Below are 20,669 nucleotides of genomic sequence, written 5' to 3' on the forward strand. Positions count from 1 at the left end.
CAATCCATCCACAACAGGTTTAGGAAGGTTTATTAGCCTCTTGCCAGCCGCGCGGGTCGTTCAGGAAGGCTTCGACACCGTCAAGTGTTTCCGTATCAAAGGCTTTCTGTGCTTTGGCCTCGGCCAAAACATCCCACCAGGTGCACAGCGAATGCAGTTTCACCCCATGATCGCCCAGAGTTTTCTCGGTTTCCGGAAAGATGCCATAATAGAAGATCACCGCCGTATGCCCGCAGGTCGCGCCGGTTTCGCGGATCGCATCAACGAAGGACAGTTTGGATCCGCCATCGGTGGTCAGATCCTCAACCAGCAACACACGCTCGCCCTCGTTCATCGCGCCTTCGATCCGGGCGTTGCGGCCATAGCCTTTGGGCTTTTTACGCACATATGTCATCGGCAGGGCCATGCGTTCAGCGACCATCGCGGCAAAGGGAATGCCCGCAGTTTCGCCGCCAGCGATATTGTCGAACGCTTCAAAACCCGCATCCCGCATCACTGTAACGGTCAGGAAATCCATCAGAGTAGACCGGATGCGCGGGTAAGAGATCAGCTTGCGACAGTCGATATAGGTCGGGCTGGGCAGGCCGCTGGCCAATGTGAACGGCTCGCGCGAATTGAAGTGAACGGCCTTGATCTCCAGTAGCATCCGCGCGGTCAGACGGGCGATTTCGGTGCTGTCGGGAAAGGAACTGGGGATCATGGCGGGACCTCTGAGCTGAAAAACCTTCGGGGCTGATAGCCTGCTGCTGCCGTCAGAGTCGAGAGGGCAGGCAAAAGAAAAGCGGGCCCGAATGGGGCCCGCTGTCAGCTTGCACAAAGTGATGCGCTTAGCTGCTCATGTCATAGGCGCGTTCGCCGTGGACCGACAGGTCAAGGCCGTTGGTCTCGGTCTCGGCATCCACACGCAGCGGCGTGATGGCTGAGACCAGCTTGATCAACACAAAGGTCACCACCGCGGTAAAGATACCCACGATTGCCAGACCGCCCAGCTGTGCGGTCCAGGTACCCATGCCGAACAGGGCGATCATGATTGTGCCAAAGATGCCGCCAACGCCATGCACCGCAAACACGTCCAGCGTGTCGTCGATTTTCAAAATGTTGCGCATGACATAGACCGCTTCCTGACACAGGATACCTGCGACGCCGCCGATGATCAGCGCCTGAACCGGGCCGACGAAACCCGATGCTGGGGTAATCGAAGCGAGACCGGCGATGGTTCCGGTCACAAGACCCACCATCGAGGCTTTGCCAAAGCGAATTTTCTCCCACAAGGCCCAGGTCAGGGATGCAGTGGCCGCCGAAAGATGCGTCACGGTCATCGCCATCGCCGCACCACCATCTGCCGCCAGTTGCGAGCCGCCGTTGAACCCAAACCAGCCGACCCACAGCATTGCGGCGCCGATCATGACATAGCCCGGATTATGCGGAGGCGTCGTGCGATTGCGGCGCGGGCCGAGTACAACGGCAATGATCAATGCGGCCAGACCTGCCGTTTCATGCACCACGATGCCACCGGCGAAATCTCGCACACCAATCTCGCCAAAAATGCCGCCATCGCTCAGTATTCCGCCGCCCCATATCCAATGGACCACGGGCGCATAACACAGCAGCATCCACAGGGCAGAGAAGGTCAGAACAAAGCCAAAGCCAACCCGCTCGACATAGGCGCCGACGATCAGGGCGGGGGTGATAATGGCAAAGGTCATTTGGAAGGCAAAGAACAGAATTTCGGGCAGGGTGCCGGCCAGGCTGTCGGCATCAACACCATTCAGAAAGGCCTTGTCCAACCCGCCCCAAATCCCGCTTTCACCAGGGCCGAAGGCGATGGAATATCCTGCGACCAGCCAGAGAATGCTCATCAAGCAGGCGATGCTAAAGCAGTGCATGAACACGCTCAGCACGTTGCGGGCGCGTACAAGGCCGCCATAGAAGAGGGCCAGGCCCGGAAGTGTCATGAACAGGACCAGTGCGGTTGCTACTATGATCCAGGCGGTATCGGCTCCATTCATCAGCCACTCTCCTTTTCAGAATGCGTGGCGGGGCTTGAAGCGGATTGCGACTGGGGAAAAAAGAGGCAGAGCCCAAAAAAGCAGCCTATTTCAGGGGCCTTTTTTGAAGAGTTGATTAATTGGGCGTCAAATTGTCGAGCATGCCCGATTATTGGGCAGTGCTGAAAAGTGCCTTTGACAGCAGTGCCAGCGCGTGATCCCGCGCAGCGCGGCGCACCCGATCGCGGCCCAATGCGCCGAATTCGACGGTTTCTGTCATGGGTGGGATGCCGTCACCGGCCACACCAAAACATACCCGGCCTTCGGGTTTAAACTCGGACCCGCCCGGGCCTGCAATGCCGGTAACCGACACTGCCAGATGCGCCTGTGAATTCCGCAAGGCACCCTCGGCCATTTCGCGCGCGACCTGTTCAGAAACCGCGCCATGGGCATCCAATGATTCCTTGCGGACACCCAACATTTGCTGTTTGGCAGTATTTGTGTAGGTCACAAAACCGCGCTCAACGACCGCAGAGCTGCCGGGGATGTCGGTCAGAGCCGCAGCGACCATCCCGCCAGTGCAGCTTTCGGCGGTGGTGATCATCACCCCTTTCGCTTTGGCGCTTTCTAGCAGGTCGGAAACGGTCACAACCCCAGAACTCCGTGGCTGAACCCGGCGGCCAACACGATGCCTATGGCAGCGAATACCCCGGCAATCACATCGTCCAGCATAACGCCCATCGGATCACCGCGCCGGTCGGCCCAACCCACGGGGCCAGGTTTCAGGATGTCGAACAGGCGGAACAGTACAAACCCAGTTACCCAGCCTGGCCACAGCGCCGTAATGTCGATCCCGTGGGCCCAACTGGGATAGGATATCGCCCAAAGCGCGAGGAACTGACCTGCGACCTCGTCAATCACAATCTCGGAAGGGTCGTGGTCTTCTTGCCCGGCGGTCATCACCCGCGTGGCCCACAGACCGCCGAAAAACACCGCGACTGTCGCGACCGCCAGTAAGGGGAAGCCGCCCAGAGTATGCAGAACCCATACCAAGGGCAGGGCAACCAAAGACCCCCAGGTGCCGGGGGCGGGTCGCAGATATCCGACGCCACAAACAGTGCCAATCAGTTGTGCAACGGTCATGATTTCACCAAACAAGCTGTTGCAATAGAAGCAATTCCTTCACCACGCCCGGTAAAACCCAAACGCTCGGAGGTTGTGGCCTTGACCGAAATCTGATCCTGGCGCAATTCCATGATCTTCGCCATCTCTGCCCGCATGGCCGCGGCGTGAGGCCCGACCTTGGGGTATTCGCAGACCAGCGTGCAGTCGACATTCGAGATACGATATCCCATCTGCCCGGCCAACTCGACCGCGTGGCGCAGGAAAATTTCGCTTGCCGCGCCTTTCCATTGGGGATCTGAGGGCGGAAAGTGCTGTCCGATATCCCCTTGTGCCAATGCTCCGTAAATCGCATCGGTGACTGCGTGCATACCGACATCCGCATCAGAATGCCCCTGAAGCGATCGGTTATGCGGAACTTTGATACCGCACAGGATTACGTGATCCCCGTCACCAAAACGATGCACGTCGTAGCCGTTCCCCAGCCTTACATCCATATCCGTTCCCAATATGCGTTCCGCCCTGGCAAAATCCTCGGGTCGGGTGATTTTCAGGTTGTCCGTATCGCCCGGCACGATGCAGACGTCCAGCCCGGCGGCGCGCGCGACTTCCACGTCATCCGCTGAACCTCCGGGATGCGCGGTGTGGGCAGCGACGATTGCGTCATAGTGAAATCCCTGCGGGGTTTGCGCTGCATGCAACCCGGATCGATCCTGCGTGCCAGTGACCATAGTGTCGCTTGCTGTCCACAAGGCGTCCGTCACCGCAAGGCCAGGTGCGGCACCGGGGAAATTGTCCAGAGCGGCCAGAACGGCATCAATGATCTCGGTGCTGACACAAGGACGTGCGACATCGTGGATCAAGACGCGGGTCACATTCATACCGTTCAACGCCGACAACCCGCTGCGCACTGATCCTGCTCTGTCTGACCCGCCTTCCGCGAGGATCAGATCGGCGCTTTTAAATTCTTCCCAGGCGGGGGCATCCTCTTTCGAAAGCACAAGGACGATGTGATCGACTTGCCCGCGGAATCGGTCGATGGTCCAGTCGGCCACCCGACGACCTGCCAGATGGCGCCACTGTTTTGGCGTGCCGCCTCCGGCGCGTTGACCGCGTCCTGCGGCGACAATGATAGCTGCAGTCGTCATGTGTCGTGCTCTCCGACAAGTTAAGGGCAATGTTTAGGGTGCGGTGAAAGCAGAGGCAATCACTCGGTTTCATCTGCTTAAAAAATAGGCAAACGATGATTTTGCATGCTTGTTCATGGCGGTTTTGTTGTTCATATGCACTCAATTCGATATCAAAGCTGCAACTGCTCAAGGATTAAGCACGTTGACTCTGCGACTTGCCGACAAAGATTTGAACCCGCCCGTACTACTGGCGCCCATGGCCGGAATCACTGATCGTCCGTTTCGCGATCTGGTGACGCGCTTTGGTGCCGGTATGGTGGTCAGCGAAATGGTGGCTAGCCAGGAAATGGTGCAGGCCAAACCCGGTGTGCGCGAACGGGCCGAGCTGTCTGCGGATGTGGAAAACACTGCTGTCCAGCTTGCCGGACGCGAGGCGTATTGGATGGCCGAGGCGGCCCGCCAGGTCGCTGATCGGGGTGCGCGCGTGATTGATATCAATATGGGCTGCCCGGCTAAGAAGGTGACAAATGGATATTCGGGCTCGGCCCTACTGAAGACGCCTGACCACGCGCTGACATTGATCGACGCCGTTGTCAGCGCCGTGGACGTGCCCGTGACGCTGAAAACCCGGCTGGGATGGGATGACAAATTGCTGAACGCGCCCGATGTGGCAAGGCGGGCGCAGGATGCGGGAATACAAATGGTAACGATCCACGGTCGCACACGTTGCCAGTTCTACAAAGGGCATGCCGATTGGAGCGCAATCCGGGCGGTCAAAGAAGCGGTCTCGATTCCGGTGATTGCGAATGGTGACATTGTTGATTCTGGCGCTGCACGCATAGCGCTGGATCAGTCCGCCGCCGATGGGGTCATGGTTGGGCGTGGGGCGCAGGGTAAACCGTGGCTCCTGGCGCAGATGGGGCATGAGTTATACGGGGCAGAGGCGCCAATCATTCCCGCTGGTAGTGATCTGATCGACATGGTTCGTGCCCATTATCAGGCCATGCTGGGGTTTTATGGTTTGGATCTGGGCCTGCGCGTCGCTCGCAAGCATCTCGGCTGGTATATGGATGAGGCTGGAACACCGGCCCCGTTGCGCCGGGCGGTGCTGACATCGCGCAACACGGATGAGGTGATGCACCTGCTGAGTGTTGCGCTTGGCAGTGATGCAGAGGTGGCGGCATGACCTCGGATCACAGCATCTGGACCTCGCTGCCCGTTCCTGCCTTTGTCATAGATGCAGATGACCGGATCGCAGACATAAACTCCGCCGGTGAAGGGTTCCTGAATGCCTCACGCAAATCCGTGATCGGGCATCCCGTCTGGGATCAGATTGCCGTGGACGCTCCATTAGAAGAAGCGTTTCTGAGAGCGCGTCAGCACGGTACGCCACTATTTGTAAACGATGTGGATGTAGGGTCAGGCAACCGTGCTCCGTTGCAATGTGCGCTTCAGATCGCGCCGCTTGTCGGACACCCGGGGTCAATGATCATGATCATCACGCCGCGTGAACTTGCTGGGCGTATGACCCGTGGAAACACAGTGAAATCTGCTGCGCAATCGGCGATCGGCATGGCCGAGATGCTTGCGCATGAAATTAAGAACCCTCTGGCAGGAATTACCGGCGCGGCGCAGCTTCTCAGCATGAATATCTCGCAGCAAGATCTTGAATTAACAGATCTTATTGTCGAAGAGAGTCGCCGTATCGTAAAACTGTTGGAGCAGGTTGAACAATTCGGAAATCTCTCTGAGCCCGATTTCAAACCGGTCAACATACATGACGTGCTGGATCGGGCACGGCGGTCGGCCCTGTTGGGTTTCGGTGCCCATATGACGATCATCGAGGATTACGACCCGTCGTTGCCACTTGCTTATGGCGACCCGGATCAGTTTCTGCAGGTCATCTTGAATTTGTTAAAGAATGCCTCGGAAGCCGCTGACCCTAAAGGGGGAACCATACGTTTAAGGACGTATTTTGAACATTCTTTCCGCCTGCGACGCAGCGACGGGTCAGGTCATTCTCTGCCACTGCAAATCGAAGTGACCGATGACGGCCCCGGTCTGCCGGAGAAGATTCGGGGCGAGATATTCGACCCGTTTGTGTCGGGCAAGGAAAACGGCACCGGCCTGGGGCTGGCGCTGGTCAGCAAGATCATTTCGGACCACGACGGCTGGATTTCGGCCGAGTCGGTTCCGGGACGAACGGAATTTCGCATCTCTCTGAGGCGCGCGCCGCGTGACGCGAAATAGTCAATAAATCGCCGGAAAGAGCAAGAATAAGGAAAGCACCTGATGGATGGAACAGTACTGGTTGCAGATGACGACCGCACAATTCGGACCGTTCTGACACAGGCCCTGACACGCGCTGGGTGTAAGGTGCATGCAACCTCGTCGTTGACCACTTTGATGCGTTGGGTGGCCGAGGGCAAAGGCGACGTGGTCATATCCGATGTAGTTATGCCGGATGGCAATGGGCTCGAGATGTTGCCAAAAATCGCACAGGACCGACCGGGATTACCGGTCATCGTGATTTCGGCGCAAAACACGATCATGACGGCCATCCAGGCAGCCGAGGCGGAAGCTTATGACTATCTGCCGAAACCCTTCGACCTGCCGGATTTGATGAAGCGTACCGCGCGCGCGCTGGAACAGAAACAGCGCACGCCGTCAGATGCCGGTAACACGTCCCAAGAGCGTCCGGAAGAGCTGCCTCTGGTGGGGCGGACACCAGTGATGCAGGCGCTGTATCGCTTGGTGGCGCGGGTGATGAATACCGATCTGTCGGTCATGATTTCGGGCGAGAGTGGAACGGGCAAGTCGTTGATCGCCAAAGCGATACATGATTTTTCCGATCGCAGGACGCTGCCATTTGTAACGGCCACTGCCGCCGACCTGCTGGATCTTGAAGGCCCGGCGCGCGTCATGGCACGGGTGCGGGGCGGTACGCTGCTTATCGACGAGATCGCGGATATTGATGACGAACTACAGGCGCGTCTCGTTCGGATGATGGACACTCCAGGCGATCATGTTCCTCGGTTCATGGCTACGAGCCAATCGGACCTGACCGAAGCCATGGAGAACGGGCGCGTCCGGCAAGACCTGTATTATCGCCTTTGCGGTGCGACAGTGCATGTTCCGGCCCTTCGCGAAAGGGTCGATGATATCACCTTGCTTGCCGATCATTTTCTGGCGCGTGAAGAACGCGAACATGGCGCGAAACGCTGGTTCAGTCCGGATGCGGTCGAGCTGGTACGGCGCTATTCCTGGCCCGGAAATGTACGGCAGCTTGAAAATGCGGTCCGTCGTTTGAGCCTGACCAGCCGCGCCGATGAAATCTCCAAAACCGAGGTCGAGTCGGTGCTGGGCAGCCAACCCGAAGCCGAGCCGGTGCTGGGCAATGGAGAACGCGAAAAGCTCTCGGCTTCGGTCGAACGCCACCTGCGCCGCTATTTCGATCTACATGGAAATATGTTGCCACCTCCGGGTCTGTATCAGCGTATTTTGCGTGAGGTTGAGGCGCCTTTGATTGAACTGGCCCTGGATGCGACCGGGGGAAATCAGGCAAAATGTGCTGATCTTCTAGGGATTAACCGGAATACGCTGCGCAAAAAGATAACAGAGCTCGATATTCAGGTGACACGGCGGCGCAAACTGATGTAATATCGCCACACAAAGCGTGGCATCCGGGTTTCGACCGGGCAACGACCACGACATATGGCGGTAAGTCGCGCAAGCGGCACATCAGGATGAGGGCAGACGGTGGCAACCCGAGCACAGAGCGGGCTGATTTTATCAGTCAATCGGTGGCGAAAATCCCGAAGGCTGCGCAATTTTGGAACTTTGGGTCTGGTTTTGCTGGGCCCGGTGCTGGCTTTGACCACCTATCTGGTCATTGGTCCATTCGATCTGGGGGCAACCGCGCCCTCATTGCGCCTGATCCTGCTTGCGGATCTGGTCTATGTTCTCGTGGTTGCGGCGCTGGTTCTGGGTCAGGTAGGCAACCTGATTGCAGCACGCCGGGCCAAATCCGCGGGGTCCCGTTTGCACCTGCGACTGATCGGAGCTTTCACGCTGTTGGCTCTGGTGCCGACAGTCACGGTTGCAATCTTTGCCGGTCTGACGGTGAATATTGGTCTTGAGGGCTGGTTTTCCGACCGCGTAAGGCAGGTTGTCGGATCCTCGCTTACTGCTGCGGAAGCTTATGAACAGGAACACCGAGAGGGCCTGACTCAGGACGCCGTCGTATTGGCGCTTTTTCTGGACAATGCCCGGACGCGTGATTTCTATATTTCCGATGCTGAACTGCGAGAGGTTCTGGCGCAAGGGCAGGCGCAAATCCAGCGCGGTCTGCGTGAGGCCTATGTCATTGATGGAAATGGTGAAATCCGATCCCGGGGGGATCGCTCTTATCTGTTCAACTTCGAAAAGCCGACCTCTGAACAGATGGCCCAAGCGACTGAGAATGAATTGCTGATCATTGCCGATTGGCAAAACAGTGAATTCAGGGCGCTTGTGCCTTTGAAGGCTTATCTTGATCGGTATCTCTATGTCAGCCGGGAAGTGGACGGGCAGTTGCTGACGCTGCTGGACGATACCAAGGAAACAGTTCAGTTCTATCAACAGCTTGAAAGTGAACGCGGACGGGTATTGTTTGAATTCGGCCTGCTTTATCTGGGTTTTGCCGTGATCCTGATCCTGGCCGCAGTGTCGCTGGGAATGTGGTTCGCCGAGCGTCTCTCGCGCCCGGTTGGACGCCTGACCACCGCTGCGCAGCGTGTCGGGGCAGGCGATCTGGGCGTTCAGGTTATCGAAGAAGCCACCGATGACGAAATTGCGATGCTGGGCCGTTATTTCAATCAGATGACCCGACAGTTGAAAGGGCAGCGCGATACTCTTTTGGAGAACACACGGCAGATCGAACGCCGGCGTCGGCTGTTCGACTCGGTTCTGACCTCGGTCACATCCGGTGTTGTTGGTGTCGACCCCGATGGTTGCGTGACGTTTGTGAATCGATCCGCTGAACGCCTGTTGGATTGGTCCCGTGGAGAGGAACATCTTGCCATTGGCATTGCGGTGCCCGAATTCATGCCTTTGTTCGAAAGCCTCAAGGACAGCGGGCAAGAGGCTGTGCAGGGTGAAATCAAAGTCACGCGAAAAGGCCATTTGGAAAACCTGTTGGTCCGCATGGCGATCCGCCGCGGCGAAGATGGCGGGCTTGAAGGATATGTGGTTGCCTTTGACGACGTGACCGATCTGGTCAGTGCACAACGAATGGCAGCCTGGGGTGATGTGGCGCGCCGCATCGCGCATGAGATCAAGAACCCCTTGACCCCGATCCAGCTGAGCGCCGAGCGGATCAAACGAAAGTTTTCGTCCAAACTGGATGAGGATGATTGCGATATCCTTGTATCCATGACCGATGTGATCGTTCGCCAGACGAATGACCTGCGGCGGATCGTGGATGAATTCTCAAAGTTTGCGCGCATGCCGGAACCGGATCGGCACGAAGAAAATCTGGTGGGGTTGGTGCGCGAGGCTGTTCTGTTGCAGCAAGCCGGTCAGCCGGATGTCGAAATCGAAGCGATGCTTCCAGATCAGCCGATTTCAGGTGATGTAGACGCAACAATGCTGAATCAGGCGCTGACCAACCTGATCAAGAATGCAGGCGAAGCGATTGAAACGCTGAAACAAAAAGGGGCACCTGAGAACCTCAAGCCTCAGATCAAGGTTACTGTGATCGGCGACGATGCGGGCACAGTAATTACCATTGCCGACAACGGTATCGGCTTGCCGGAAGATCGTGCGCGGCTGTTTGAGCCTTACGTGACCACACGCGACGAGGGCACCGGGTTGGGGCTGCCGATCGTCAAAAAGATTATCGAAGAACATGGCGGGGTGCTGACACTTGAGGACGCCCCCGTATTTGACGGACAGGACCATTTTGGCGCAATGGCCGTGATCCGTTTGCCCGGGAGCAATATTTCCTCAAATTCAGCGCCGAAAAAGCAGGCAATTGATACAAACAAACTGAAAGCAGGCCAAAGATGAGCGACATTCTGATTGTAGATGACGAGCGTGATATTCGCGAGCTTGTGTCCGATATTCTCGAGGACGAAGGCTATTCCACCCGGCTGGCTGGCAACTCGGACGAGTGTATGGCAGCCATCAATTCCGAACCCCCGGGGCTTTTGATCCTGGATATCTGGCTGAAAGACAGCCGGATGGACGGGATTGATATTCTGAAGACTGTAAAGCGCGACAACCCAGACATTCCGGTGGTGATCATTTCGGGCCACGGGAATATCGAAATCGCTGTCGCTGCGATCAAGCAGGGGGCGTATGATTTTATCGAAAAGCCCTTTAACATCGACCAGCTGATGGTTGTGATCCGCCGCGCGATGGAAACCTCGCGCCTGCGCCGCGAAAACGCCTCGCTAAAGCGGAAAGAGGTCACAAGCTCGGATATGATCGGCAAATCGGCCTCGTTCCGGGCAATGCAGAGCCAACTGGACAAGGTAACTAAGTCCAACGGGCGCGTGATGCTGACAGGCCCTGCCGGTTCAGGCAAGGAAATCGCCGCGCGCTATATCCATGCAGAATCGAACCGGGCAAATGCGCCCTTCGTGACCGTGAACTGCGCCGGGATCGAACCGGAGCGCGTTGAAGAGGTTCTGTTCGGCCGAGAAACCACCGAACGCGGGGTTGAGGCAGGCCTGTTGGAAGAGGCCCATGGTGGCGTTGTCTACTTTGATGAAGTGGCAGATATGCCCATGGGAACCCAGTCAAAAATCCTGCGGGTTCTGGTTGATCAACAGTTTCAACGGGTTGGAGGTACCGACAAGGTTCGGGTCGACCTGCGGGTGATCTCTTCGACCAATCGTGACCTTGATGCAGAAATCGCCGCTGATCGTTTTCGGGAAGAGCTTTACCATCGTCTGAATGTTGTGCCTATTTCGGTTCCTTCGCTAGAAGATCGGCGCGAGGATATTCCGGTTCTTGCCGAGTTTTTTATTGAAATGTGCAATGAATCCCAGGGCCTGCCGGTGCGCGAGATTTCAGACGAAGCTGTCGCGTTGCTGCAGACCATGACCTGGCCGGGCAATGTGCGTCAGCTTAAGAACCTGATCGAACGGGTGCTCATTCTGGGTGACGGTACGGGCCCGATCGAAGCGCGTGAGCTGCCAAACGAAGAAGAAAAAGCCGATGAATCAGGTCGCGTCGTTCTGTCCGGGGCATTGGCGACCTTGCCGTTGCGCGAAGCTCGCGAGGCGTTCGAGCGTGAATATCTGCTGACCCAGATCAACCGGTTCGGGGGCAATATCAGCCGCACCGCCAGCTTTGTCGGCATGGAACGCAGCGCGCTTCATCGTAAGTTGAAATCTCTGGGCGTAGTGACCTCGAACAAATCGGGGGCGCGGATCGCGCAACTGGACGAGGCTGAACCGGCGGAGTGATCCGCCGGCCTTTACCCTGCCTGACCTGGGGTAATGATCTGAAACGTTCCGTTGTCGAATTTGACGAAACATGAATCTGTGCTGAGCGGTGGCAGCTGTGTTGTTGGGACCGCAGCAACACGCGACTTTACGCCCTGCTTGCAAGGCGGAAGGCTGACCGGGCGATAGCCTTTCTGCGCCATGCATTGTGCTTCCAGCTTGTTGCGCAGCCCTTTGTTCACATCGACCGTATAGATCTGACCGGGCTGCCACCAGCCTCCGGTGCGATGACACCTTCCCCGACCATCGCAGTAGGTGCGACCTGGCCAATAGGTTGGTGCCCCTTGTCGCACCTGATTGGCCACGGGGGCGTCTTTGAGGGACTGAACCTGACATCCAGTCGTTTCAGACTGCATTTGCGAAACTGTCTCGCCCTCTTGATAATACAGGGAAAGCGGCCCACACGCAGTTAGCAACAGAGTCAAAGAAATCGTGAGAGCTATTGTTTTCATACGCTTACCTTGCCTCAGCTTTGCTTGTGTTACAAACTAATTGACCGTCTGGGGGGCATCTGTCATTCAAAGATTTCAGGCAGAAGGGCCAATAGCATGAAGGTCATCATTTGCGGTGCGGGTCAGGTTGGCTGGCAGATTGCACGGCATCTTTCGGGCGAGTTGAACGACGTTACTGTGGTTGACAACAATCCTGATCTGGTGCGACGGGCGACCGAAACCTTGGATGTTCAGGGGATTGCGGGATTTGCAAGCTATCCGGATGTTCTGAACCGAGCAGGCGCGCGCGATGCGGATATGATTATTGCTGCCACCCATTCGGACGAGGTGAACATGGTCACCTGTCAGATGGCACATTCGGTTTTCTCCATTCAGCGCAAAATCGCCCGGCTTCGGTCGAAATCCTATCTCGAGGCGATTCATTCGGATCTGTATCGCCGCGATCACCTGCCAATTGATGTGGTGATCAGCCCCGAGCGCGAGGTTGCCGCAGCGGCGATGCGCCGGTTGTCTGCCCCATCCGCCTTTGACACCGAGATGTTCATGGATGGCAAAGCGCAGTTGCTTGGCATTCGCATCGCCGAGGATTGCCCGATCGTGAACACGCCATTGCGGCAACTGACCGATCTGTTTTCGACGCTCAGCTCTATCGTGGTGGGTGTCCGGCGCGAGGGTACGCTGTTTGCCCCGGAATCCGAGGACCAGCTGTTTGTCGGCGACGAATGCTATGTCTTTAGCAATGTCAAAGACGTCGACCGGACGATGGAGGTTTTCGGCAAGGCGCAAAAACGGCAGGACCGGGTGGTGATTGTCGGCGGCGGCAATGTTGGTCTTGAAGTTGCTCGGACATTGGAAGAACGTGAAAGCCGCGTGCGTGCCAAGATAATTGAACGAGACCGCCACTGTGCGGAAGTGGCAGCCGAAGCGCTTGAGCGAACGATTGTCCTTCACGGTGATGGTCTGGACGCGGCGCTGCTGCGCGAAGCTGGCATCGAACGCGCGGATGCAATGTTGGCCGTCACGGATGATGACCGTGTAAATATGCTGGTTGCCGTGCGTGCCAAGGCCGAAGGCTGTGCTCTGGCGATTGCACTGATCAATGATCCCAGCATGGTTGCCCTGATGGGGCCGCTGGGTATCGACGCCTATATCAACCCCCGCGCCACCACCGTCAGTTCGATTCTGCGCCATATTCGGCACGGACGCGTGCGGCAGGTTTATTCCATCGGCGATGCCGAGGCCGAAGTGATCGAGGCCGAAGTACTTTCAACCTCGCCCATGGCCGGGCAGAGGCTGCGCGACATTGATTTCCCCGAAGGTGTGCTGGTTGGCGCAGTGCGTAAGGGCGATGAGATGTTGCGCCCCACCGGTAGTCTCAGGATTGAAGAAAAGGATGTGGTGGCGATTTTTGCCTTAGCCAAAGACGTGCCCGAGGTGGAACGGCTGATGCAGGTCTCGATCGATTTCTTCTGATGGCGCATGCACGGAAAAAACAGGTTAGCCTCATTCGGCGATTGCCGCTGTTTCTTCTGCTCTGGGGTATTTTTGCCGCCGCTATGTGGATGCCTGCCATATTTGCGCTGGTGCTGGATGATCACGAAACGTCCCGGTCGTTCTTCTATTCCGGGTTGCTGGGGTTGTTCGTGGTCGGGATCATCTCGCTGGCAACATCCAACAGAATGCCGCGCCGAGGGACATTGGGCCAGTTGGCGGTCTTGTTAGGCTGTTTCACCGTATTGCCCTTGTTTCTTGCGATCCCTCTGCATGATGCGTTGGGTAATACGAGCTTTCTGAACGCCTATTTCGACATGGTCAGCGCATTGACCACTACCGGGGCTGATTTGTTTCCTGATCCAGACCGGTTGTCGGCGCCGTTACACCTTTGGCGGGCTCAGGTCGGATGGATGGGCGGGCTTTTGATGTGGATTTCAGCGGCCGCGATCCTCGCGCCGTTGTCGCTGGGCGGGTTCGAGGTGACAGCCCGTGGTCAACCCGGTCGCCCGGTTTCAGGCGTGGCGCAAAGCGAGATGGTAGACCCGCGCGGGCGTCTTATCCGCGTCACGCTGACTTTGACGCCGGTTTATGTCGGGCTGACCGCTGTCATTTGGCTGTTGCTCGTGATCGCAGGAGAGCAGGGCCTGACCGCCATCTGTCATGCGATGTCGACCATGGCCACATCGGGTATCTCACCGGTTGGTGGGCTTGAGGGAGCGCAGGCCGGCGTAACCGGTGAGGCCATCCTGTTTCTGTTCCTGTTCTTCGCTTTGTCGCGGCTTACCTTTTCCTCGGACACAGCTACCTCAGGATATTCGCGGCTGGATAAGGACCCCGAGTTCCGGATCGGGCTCATGATCGTTGCAGGCGTAGCGGCGCTGCTTTTCTTCAGGGTTCTTGCCGGCGTCAGCGAAATTGGCGGCCAGATGGAACCTCTTCAGGCGTTGAGCGTAATTTGGGGCATGATTTTTACGGTCTTGTCATTTCTGACAACCGCGGGGTTCGAAAGTGCGAACTGGGATGATGCCCAGCAAATTTCCGGTCTGGGCACCCCGGGATTGATCCTGATGGGGCTTGCGCTGATCGGCGGTGGAGTTGCAACAACGGCGGGCGGGGTAAAGCTGTTGCGGGTTTTTGCTCTGTACCTTAACGGCGCGCGCGAAATTGACCGTTTGATTTATCCGTCTTCGGTCAGCGGAGTAGGTGGCGGAAACCGCCGCATCCAAAGCGATGGGGCCTTTATCGCTTGGATATTTTTCATGATGTTTGCCCTGACAGCTGCTGTGTTCAATGTGTTGCTTGCTGCCATGGGTACGGGGTTCGAACACGCTATGGTGCTTAGCGTTGCAGCGCTGAGCACGACAGGGCCGTTGATCGAATTGGCAACCGATGTTCCTATCCGATTGATCGACCTTTCGGGCGGTGCCAAGCTGACCATGTGTGCCGCTATGGTGATCGGCAGATTGGAAACGCTGGCGATTATTGCCTTGATCACACCCGCTCTATTGAGGGGTTAAGAAACAATAACCATGCTAGTGACTGATTTTTCATCTGGAATATCGGTTAACGACACTCCATACTCCGCCGGAGGGAGCGCGTTGGTCCGCAGCGCGTAGCAAGAACAATGGCGAGATTATAAGAATATGGCTTCGGACAGACAGAATCTGCAGGACGCGTTCCTGAATAATGTACGGAAAGCAAAAGTCCCGGTCACAATTTTCCTGATCAACGGTGTGAAATTGCAGGGTGTGATCACCTGGTTCGACAACTTCTGCGTATTGTTGCGCCGCGACGGACAGTCGCAGCTGGTCTACAAACACGCGATTTCGACCATCATGCCATCGCAGCCGATCAGCCTGTATGAGGGCGAAGACGCCTCTTGATGGAACATGAAAGGGTGCGCACCCGAGCGTGGGTGCTGCATCCGGAAATCAAATCAGATGAACAGCGCCGCGTTCCAGGACCGGCGCTGGCAGAAGCGGTGGCGCTGGCCGCTGCATTGCCCGACCTTGATGTGATCGGATCCGAAGTTGTGCGCTTACCTCGGGCGCAGGCCGGTTTTCTGTTCGGTAGCGGCAAGATCGAGGAACTGGCCGAACGGTTGCACGAGAACGAAGTCGAGCTGGTTTTGATCGACGGATCGGTTACGCCCGTTCAGCAACGCAATCTTGAAAAGGCGTGGAAGGTCAAGATCCTCGACCGGACCGGGCTGATCCTCGAAATCTTCAGCGACCGTGCGCGCACCCGTGAGGGCGTTTTGCAGGTGGAAATGGCCGCGCTGAGTTACCAGCGGACCCGGCTGGTGCGTGCCTGGACCCACCTGGAACGGCAGCGGGGCGGATTGGGCTTTGTGGGTGGCCCGGGTGAGACCCAGATCGAAGCTGACCGTCGGGCCATTGATGAACAACTGGTGCGCTTGCGTCGTCAGTTGCAGAAGGTGGTCAAGACCCGCACGCTGCATCGCGCGGCGCGGGCCAAGGTGCCATATCCGATTGTGGCGTTGGTAGGCTATACCAACGCGGGCAAATCAACCCTGTTCAACCGCCTGACCGGGGCTGATGTCATGGCCAAGGACATGTTGTTCGCCACGCTTGACCCTACCATGCGTCGGGTCGAACTGCCTGACGGTCCCGAAGTGATCCTGTCGGACACGGTGGGGTTCATTTCGAACCTGCCCACCGAATTGGTCGCCTCATTCCGGGCCACGCTGGAGGAAGTGTTGGGCGCTGATATCGTGGTTCATGTGCGCGATATCAGCCACGATGAATCTGAGGCGCAGGCGAAGGATGTCGAAACTATCCTGACTTCACTGGGTATTGACGATACGCGGCCCCGGATTGAGGTCTGGAACAAGATCGACCTGCTGTCCCCGGATGAGCGCGAAGCCGCGATGGCGCGGGCAGAGCGGGATCAGGGGATTTTCGCGATTTCAGCCGTCACCGGCGAAGGGATCGCCCCGCTTTTGGCGGAAATTGCCGTCACGCTGCAGGGCGTACGTTCTGAGGTAACGCTGGAACTGGGATTTGCCGAAGGCAACAAGCGCGCGTGGTTGTTCCGCCAGGAGGTCGTGCAGTCCGAAAAGCAGACCGAAGATGGCTTTGTGATCGACGTGCTGTGGACAGAAAAACAGGCCTCGCAATACGCAGCGCTTTGAACCCTGACTGGGGAAGAACTTTCCTATACCCATCGAACAAAGTGGTCCGTGATCAGCCGTCAATCTGGCGCTGAAAATCCTCGGCATCGAACCAACCCAAAGAGTTCTGGACCTGGTTGGTGTCGGTCATTTCCCATTCTTCCCAGCCCCGCGTCACGACGTGATTGCCGGTTTTGGAATGGTGCCCTTCAAGTGTCCAGACAAATATTGCGTGGCTTCCCGCCCAGCGAAACATGTCGCAGCGGACCTCAAGATCGGGGAAATCAGTGTAAAACCCGCGCGCCATTTCAGCCACCGCGGCGCGGCCTATGATCGGTTCTCCACGGTTGATCGTGATCTGTCCATCGGGCGCATAGAAACTGGCAACGGCCTCGGGGTCGCCCGAGCTCCAGGCGATCGCATAATCCCGCGCGAGATTGTTCAGCTTATCCCGGATACTGGCCATTTGGTCCCCCGCACACAAATCCTAGGCCTTTGGATCGTATGCCAAACGCCATTCAGCGTCCACGCGATGGAAAATAAACGGGCGAGGTCTTGCCGAAGCACGGAACTTAGCGGGGGATAAGGGTGGTCACTCCGACGGCGGCTGCATGTGCCAGGTCAAGGTCCAGGGACATCGGGATGTATTCACCCCGACGCCAAAGCTGGGCCTGATCGTCATAGTAGCGTGAAAGGAAGTGACCCGACTGGCCCGTAGCCGTGATAAACACCGAGCTGTCGGGATCCGCAAAATCATATACGCCGCGATAGCCTGCACCGTGCACGTTCTGAAACGGATCAGGGCCTTCGCCCGATGTTCTGCCACGCAACAGGGTGTTGTCGCCACCACTGGTGGACTGTCGGATATTCACAAAGAATCGCAGCACCGGAACCGATCCCAGAACCGGGTGGTCATGCGTCGCCTGATGCGCGTCACCCCAGCGTAGAGATTCCAGTGATCCTCCGTATTTTTCGGAAATCCAGATCAGCGCATCGTCCAGTGCCATGCGCGCCATATCGGTGCAGGTCTCTGTCGGCGCGCTCTGACGCACATTACACCAGGCCGAAGCTCCGTCGATGTCGCGATAGACACGTTCGATGAACAGTGGTTCGACATGTTTGTATTCAGCCGCCAGGGGGCCAAGCTCATCTGCGATCAACCGGATTTGCAGCGCCCGAACCCAAGCAGCATAGATCAGGGGTTCTGGCAGGTGTTCATTCATCTCGCCATTCCACTCGGCCAGCAGGTTCAGCGCGATCTGGCGCTGGCGTTCCTGGGTGCCTTCGGGGGCAGAGGCGCCGGTGTACCACAGATCAGCCCCGATCAGCGGCAGCAGAGAGCGGGCGGTAAAGCTGACAGTGTCCAGCTGTGCCTCGATAAAGCTGTCGCGCGTGTGTACCTCGCGCGATTGCATTAGCCGTTCCCAGCGATGGATGCGCTGCGTATCCCCCCATTCATATGAGACATGTTCAGGAAATGGCCGGTCGATGATCTTGTTGTTTGTGTTGCCCAGAATGCCGCCCGCAGGTGCGACGAATTCGGGGTTGTCAGCATAGGGCAGGCGGCCTTGCCACCGGTTTTCGGCCAGCCAGCCAGGCGTCGGAATACGCCCCCGGCTTTGGTTCTTTGCGGCACGGTGCGGCATTGCACCGATCAGCTTCATGCCGATCGTGTCCTTGTCGACCAATGACAGGTTCTGAGATGGCGCCATGAACAGCTCGGCTGCGGTGATTGCTTGTCGGACAGTGTCCGCATTCATCAGCGCCATTGAGGCTGACATGGAAGTGTCCCGTGCGCTCAGGGCCGTCCAGGACAGCGAGGCGACATGACCCGGCGGCGTGATCGTCCCAAGATCGTAATGGGTGCCCGGCAGAACCGGTCCGTTCTCGGTCCAGCGCAGGGTCAGGGTGATGGGGGCTTCGTCTTTGATCTCGATGATCGAGGGGCGGTTGCGAAAGGTCTTGTATCCGTCGGGGGTCAGGTATTCCTCGGGGTTTTCCGGGTTCAGCTGCTCGATATGGATGTCCTGATCATCCAGATAGGATGAGGTCAGCCCCCAGCCCAGTCGATCACTGCGTCCAGTCATCACCGCCGGAATGCCCGGGATCGTGGCGCCGATCACGCCGCCTTTGGCCAGTTCCAGACGGGCCAGATACCAGATACCCGGCGCTGTGAAACCCAGATGCGGGTCATTGGCCAAAAGCGTCCCGCCGCTGGCCGATCTTGTTGGCGCCGCAGACCATGCGTTCGATGCTCCGGCCAATCCGCGCTTTGGAAAGGGCGAGATGGGCGTGTCCGGCATCGACGATCCGGCCGCATATCTGGGCAGGTTGGGAAACAGGGCGGCGTATTCGGGCAGAGCGGCGATTCCCGGCCCGGGAACATCAGGCAGAATATCCGCCAGTCGGGCCTGGTCATCCAGCATAAGCGATGTGCGCGCGCGCAGCACTTCATCCTCAAGATGGCCAGAAAGTTGCAGGCTCATGAGTTTGATGACCGCCAGGCTGTCGCCCGGTTGCCAGGGCGATACAGGCGCGTTGAACAAAAACATCTCTGGCGCACCACGGCCCAATGCGTTTTCGTTAATCTCGGCCAGTCGTGCATTCACCCCGGCAGCATAAGCGCGCAGGGCCTCTTTGGTATAGTCGTCCTGGGCTTGTACCGACCGGTGTGCAAGCCCGTACAGATCAAACCGCCGCAACAGCTTGTCGATATGAACAGTGCGAGCGCCAAAGACTTCGGACAATCGTCCCTGCGCTGTCCGGCGCAGAACGGTCATCTGCCAGAGGCGATCCTGTGCATGGGCATAGCCAAGCCCAAAGAAGACATCCGGGTCTGATGCGCCCAGAATATGGGGAACATTCGCTGTATCCCTGACAACCTCAACCGGCGCAGTCAGGCCATCAACTTTAACGGTCTGATCGTAGTCCGGCAGGGACTGGCTGGCCAGAAAATACACCAGCAACACAGCCGCCAATGTCAGCAGAACAAGACCCGAGGCGATACGCACTAGCCAGCGAAAGACAATTCCCATAAGCGGTCACATTTCCGTTCACTCTATGATTGTGCAGACACTAGAGGATGGCTGGACGGATCGAAAGAGGAACCGCATGAGAACATGCGTGTTTACCGCGGTTTGAATGAAAAACCCCGCCTCAGGCCTGATGCCGAAAGCGGGGTGTCTTGAAGGGGGAGGGTAGTCCGGTATCAGGGAATGATGCGGGTGTATTTCGTGCCTTCGACCGTCGCGCCGAACTTTAGCCCTGCCTGTCCGAAGACCGCCGCCAGAACCGGCGAACGCAGGGTGGTGGTGTCGGTCGACAGAGAGTCGCCCGTCGCATCGACCACGTAGCCGACTTCGGCCCCGGCGGTCCATCCGCTGGAACGGCGGAAATCGTTCAACGCATCCTGTGTCATGAAGAACAGGACATGCGCATATTGCTGGGCACCGATTTGCAGGCCGGCGGTTCCCGAAATTGCGGAATAGTAATCAACTGTCGCGCCCTGAATGCGTAGCGCGCCTGTGCCGTAGGCACCGCCAAAGACGATTAGTCCGGCATCGGTTATCAGAGGCATGACCAGCATGCCGTTGGCCTTGTTCGCGATTTCGAGCGTGTTGGGGTAGGTGGCGTACATCTGGTTCAATGTCGCATCCACACGGGCGTCAATCGTCGCTGCGTTGGAACTGCCGACGCCATTGCCGCAAGCGGCGGTCACTGACAGACCGGCCATGCCAAAAGCAAAGCCACGACGGCTTAATCGAGTAGGTTTGGAACTGCTCATGTTTTTTATCTCTGTATAAATGCCTGATTGTCGGGTGCTCCCGATCTTGTCCGCAAGAATACGCCGATTGTCG

At 57.5% G+C, this 20,669-nt stretch carries 18 protein-coding genes; 9 read left to right on the top strand and 9 right to left on the bottom strand.

The features are described from left to right. Nucleotides 1–19 precede the first annotated feature (19 nt). From AC2FHX_RS01925 to AC2FHX_RS01945, 5 genes are all read right to left on the bottom strand, one after another. Nucleotides 20–700 (bottom strand): orotate phosphoribosyltransferase, encoded by a 681-nt coding sequence (locus AC2FHX_RS01925; protein WP_142633501.1) that lies wholly within the window; start codon nt 698–700, stop codon nt 20–22. Nucleotides 701–827: 127 nt separating this feature from the next. Then, complete coding sequence (locus AC2FHX_RS01930; protein WP_496700463.1) at nt 828–2,009, bottom strand: ammonium transporter; 1,182 nt, start codon at nt 2,007–2,009, stop codon at nt 828–830. A gap of 148 nt (nt 2,010–2,157) precedes the next feature. After that, on the bottom strand, nt 2,158–2,637 hold the full coding sequence (locus AC2FHX_RS01935) for a CinA family protein (protein WP_496695626.1): 480 nt from the start codon (nt 2,635–2,637) through the stop codon (nt 2,158–2,160). Then, complete coding sequence (locus AC2FHX_RS01940; RefSeq protein WP_496700462.1) at nt 2,634–3,131, bottom strand: phosphatidylglycerophosphatase A family protein; 498 nt, start codon at nt 3,129–3,131, stop codon at nt 2,634–2,636. Before AC2FHX_RS01940 ends, AC2FHX_RS01935 begins: the two co-directional genes overlap by 4 nt. Continuing rightward, nucleotides 3,128–4,258: a bifunctional 2-C-methyl-D-erythritol 4-phosphate cytidylyltransferase/2-C-methyl-D-erythritol 2,4-cyclodiphosphate synthase gene (locus tag AC2FHX_RS01945; protein ID WP_496695624.1), complete on the bottom strand. Its 1,131-nt coding sequence runs from the start codon at nt 4,256–4,258 to the stop codon at nt 3,128–3,130. The genes AC2FHX_RS01940 and AC2FHX_RS01945 overlap by 4 nt, the downstream gene beginning before the upstream one ends. 184 nt (nt 4,259–4,442) lie before the next feature. Between AC2FHX_RS01945 and dusB the strand changes: the two genes are divergently transcribed. From dusB to ntrX, 5 genes are all read left to right on the top strand, one after another. Beyond that, nucleotides 4,443–5,426, top strand: coding sequence for a tRNA dihydrouridine synthase DusB (gene dusB, locus AC2FHX_RS01950; protein ID WP_496700461.1), 984 nt, complete (start codon nt 4,443–4,445; stop codon nt 5,424–5,426). Next, on the top strand, nt 5,423–6,490 hold the full coding sequence (locus tag AC2FHX_RS01955) for a two-component system sensor histidine kinase NtrB (protein WP_496700460.1): 1,068 nt from the start codon (nt 5,423–5,425) through the stop codon (nt 6,488–6,490). The genes dusB and AC2FHX_RS01955 overlap by 4 nt, the downstream gene beginning before the upstream one ends. 42 nt (nt 6,491–6,532) lie before the next feature. Beyond that, nucleotides 6,533–7,900: a response regulator gene (locus AC2FHX_RS01960; protein WP_282021919.1), complete on the top strand. Its 1,368-nt coding sequence runs from the start codon at nt 6,533–6,535 to the stop codon at nt 7,898–7,900. 99 nt (nt 7,901–7,999) lie between these two features. After that, entirely contained in the window at nt 8,000–10,288 is a 2,289-nt protein-coding gene (locus AC2FHX_RS01965) for a sensor histidine kinase NtrY-like (protein WP_281972011.1), read from the top strand. Continuing rightward, nucleotides 10,285–11,694, top strand: coding sequence for a nitrogen assimilation response regulator NtrX (gene ntrX, locus AC2FHX_RS01970; protein ID WP_496675862.1), 1,410 nt, complete (start codon nt 10,285–10,287; stop codon nt 11,692–11,694). Before AC2FHX_RS01965 ends, ntrX begins: the two co-directional genes overlap by 4 nt. An 11-nt stretch (nt 11,695–11,705) precedes the next feature. Here the strand turns inward: ntrX and AC2FHX_RS01975 are convergent, their stop codons facing one another. Further along, nucleotides 11,706–12,089 carry a hypothetical protein gene (locus tag AC2FHX_RS01975; RefSeq protein WP_282027378.1) on the bottom strand — a complete coding sequence of 128 codons (384 nt, stop codon included), beginning with the start codon at nt 12,087–12,089 and terminating at the stop codon, nt 11,706–11,708. Nucleotides 12,090–12,281: 192 nt separating this feature from the next. Between AC2FHX_RS01975 and trkA the strand changes: the two genes are divergently transcribed. From trkA to hflX, 4 genes are all read left to right on the top strand, one after another. Continuing rightward, the gene (trkA, locus tag AC2FHX_RS01980) at nt 12,282–13,658 is read left to right on the top strand and encodes a Trk system potassium transporter TrkA (protein ID WP_142633524.1); all 1,377 of its coding nucleotides are present in this window, start codon (nt 12,282–12,284) and stop codon (nt 13,656–13,658) included. Then, complete coding sequence (locus AC2FHX_RS01985) at nt 13,658–15,196, top strand: TrkH family potassium uptake protein (RefSeq protein WP_142633526.1); 1,539 nt, start codon at nt 13,658–13,660, stop codon at nt 15,194–15,196. Before trkA ends, AC2FHX_RS01985 begins: the two co-directional genes overlap by 1 nt. 126 nt (nt 15,197–15,322) lie before the next feature. Continuing rightward, nucleotides 15,323–15,562 carry an RNA chaperone Hfq gene (gene hfq, locus AC2FHX_RS01990; RefSeq protein ID WP_010440340.1) on the top strand — a complete coding sequence of 80 codons (240 nt, stop codon included), beginning with the start codon at nt 15,323–15,325 and terminating at the stop codon, nt 15,560–15,562. Then, nucleotides 15,562–16,833, top strand: a complete 1,272-nt coding sequence (gene hflX / locus AC2FHX_RS01995) for a GTPase HflX (protein ID WP_496691157.1) — start codon at nt 15,562–15,564, stop codon at nt 16,831–16,833. Before hfq ends, hflX begins: the two co-directional genes overlap by 1 nt. 52 nt (nt 16,834–16,885) lie before the next feature. On the opposite strand, the gene AC2FHX_RS02000 is transcribed toward hflX, so the two are convergent. The 3 genes from AC2FHX_RS02000 to AC2FHX_RS02010 form a co-directional block, all read right to left on the bottom strand. Then, the gene (locus AC2FHX_RS02000; protein ID WP_496691158.1) at nt 16,886–17,278 is read right to left on the bottom strand and encodes an SgcJ/EcaC family oxidoreductase; all 393 of its coding nucleotides are present in this window, start codon (nt 17,276–17,278) and stop codon (nt 16,886–16,888) included. A gap of 106 nt (nt 17,279–17,384) precedes the next feature. Then, entirely contained in the window at nt 17,385–19,847 is a 2,463-nt protein-coding gene (locus tag AC2FHX_RS02005; protein WP_496700459.1) for a penicillin acylase family protein, read from the bottom strand. A 173-nt stretch (nt 19,848–20,020) separates the two neighbouring features. Further along, a complete protein-coding gene (locus AC2FHX_RS02010) occupies nt 20,021–20,596 on the bottom strand; it encodes a lipid-binding SYLF domain-containing protein (RefSeq protein ID WP_142633534.1) in 576 nt (191 codons plus the stop codon). Between the last annotated feature and the right edge of the window lie 73 nt (nt 20,597–20,669).

The organism is Ruegeria sp. CDSC042, assembly GCF_059610745.1.

Coding starts and splice junctions, on each gene's coding strand:
- AC2FHX_RS01960 (WP_282021919.1), top strand. CDS start 6,533: ATGGATGGAACAGTACTGGTTGCAGATGACGACCGCACAATTCGGACC.
- AC2FHX_RS01940 (WP_496700462.1), bottom strand. CDS start 3,131: ATGACCGTTGCACAACTGATTGGCACTGTTTGTGGCGTCGGATATCTG.
- ntrX (WP_496675862.1), top strand. CDS start 10,285: ATGAGCGACATTCTGATTGTAGATGACGAGCGTGATATTCGCGAGCTT.
- AC2FHX_RS01955 (WP_496700460.1), top strand. CDS start 5,423: ATGACCTCGGATCACAGCATCTGGACCTCGCTGCCCGTTCCTGCCTTT.
- AC2FHX_RS02005 (WP_496700459.1), bottom strand. CDS start 19,847: ATGGGAATTGTCTTTCGCTGGCTAGTGCGTATCGCCTCGGGTCTTGTT.
- AC2FHX_RS01925 (WP_142633501.1), bottom strand. CDS start 700: ATGATCCCCAGTTCCTTTCCCGACAGCACCGAAATCGCCCGTCTGACC.
- hflX (WP_496691157.1), top strand. CDS start 15,562: ATGGAACATGAAAGGGTGCGCACCCGAGCGTGGGTGCTGCATCCGGAA.
- AC2FHX_RS01930 (WP_496700463.1), bottom strand. CDS start 2,009: ATGAATGGAGCCGATACCGCCTGGATCATAGTAGCAACCGCACTGGTC.
- AC2FHX_RS01945 (WP_496695624.1), bottom strand. CDS start 4,258: ATGACGACTGCAGCTATCATTGTCGCCGCAGGACGCGGTCAACGCGCC.
- AC2FHX_RS01975 (WP_282027378.1), bottom strand. CDS start 12,089: ATGCAGTCTGAAACGACTGGATGTCAGGTTCAGTCCCTCAAAGACGCC.
- hfq (WP_010440340.1), top strand. CDS start 15,323: ATGGCTTCGGACAGACAGAATCTGCAGGACGCGTTCCTGAATAATGTA.
- AC2FHX_RS02000 (WP_496691158.1), bottom strand. CDS start 17,278: ATGGCCAGTATCCGGGATAAGCTGAACAATCTCGCGCGGGATTATGCG.
- AC2FHX_RS02010 (WP_142633534.1), bottom strand. CDS start 20,596: ATGAGCAGTTCCAAACCTACTCGATTAAGCCGTCGTGGCTTTGCTTTT.
- AC2FHX_RS01985 (WP_142633526.1), top strand. CDS start 13,658: ATGGCGCATGCACGGAAAAAACAGGTTAGCCTCATTCGGCGATTGCCG.
- trkA (WP_142633524.1), top strand. CDS start 12,282: ATGAAGGTCATCATTTGCGGTGCGGGTCAGGTTGGCTGGCAGATTGCA.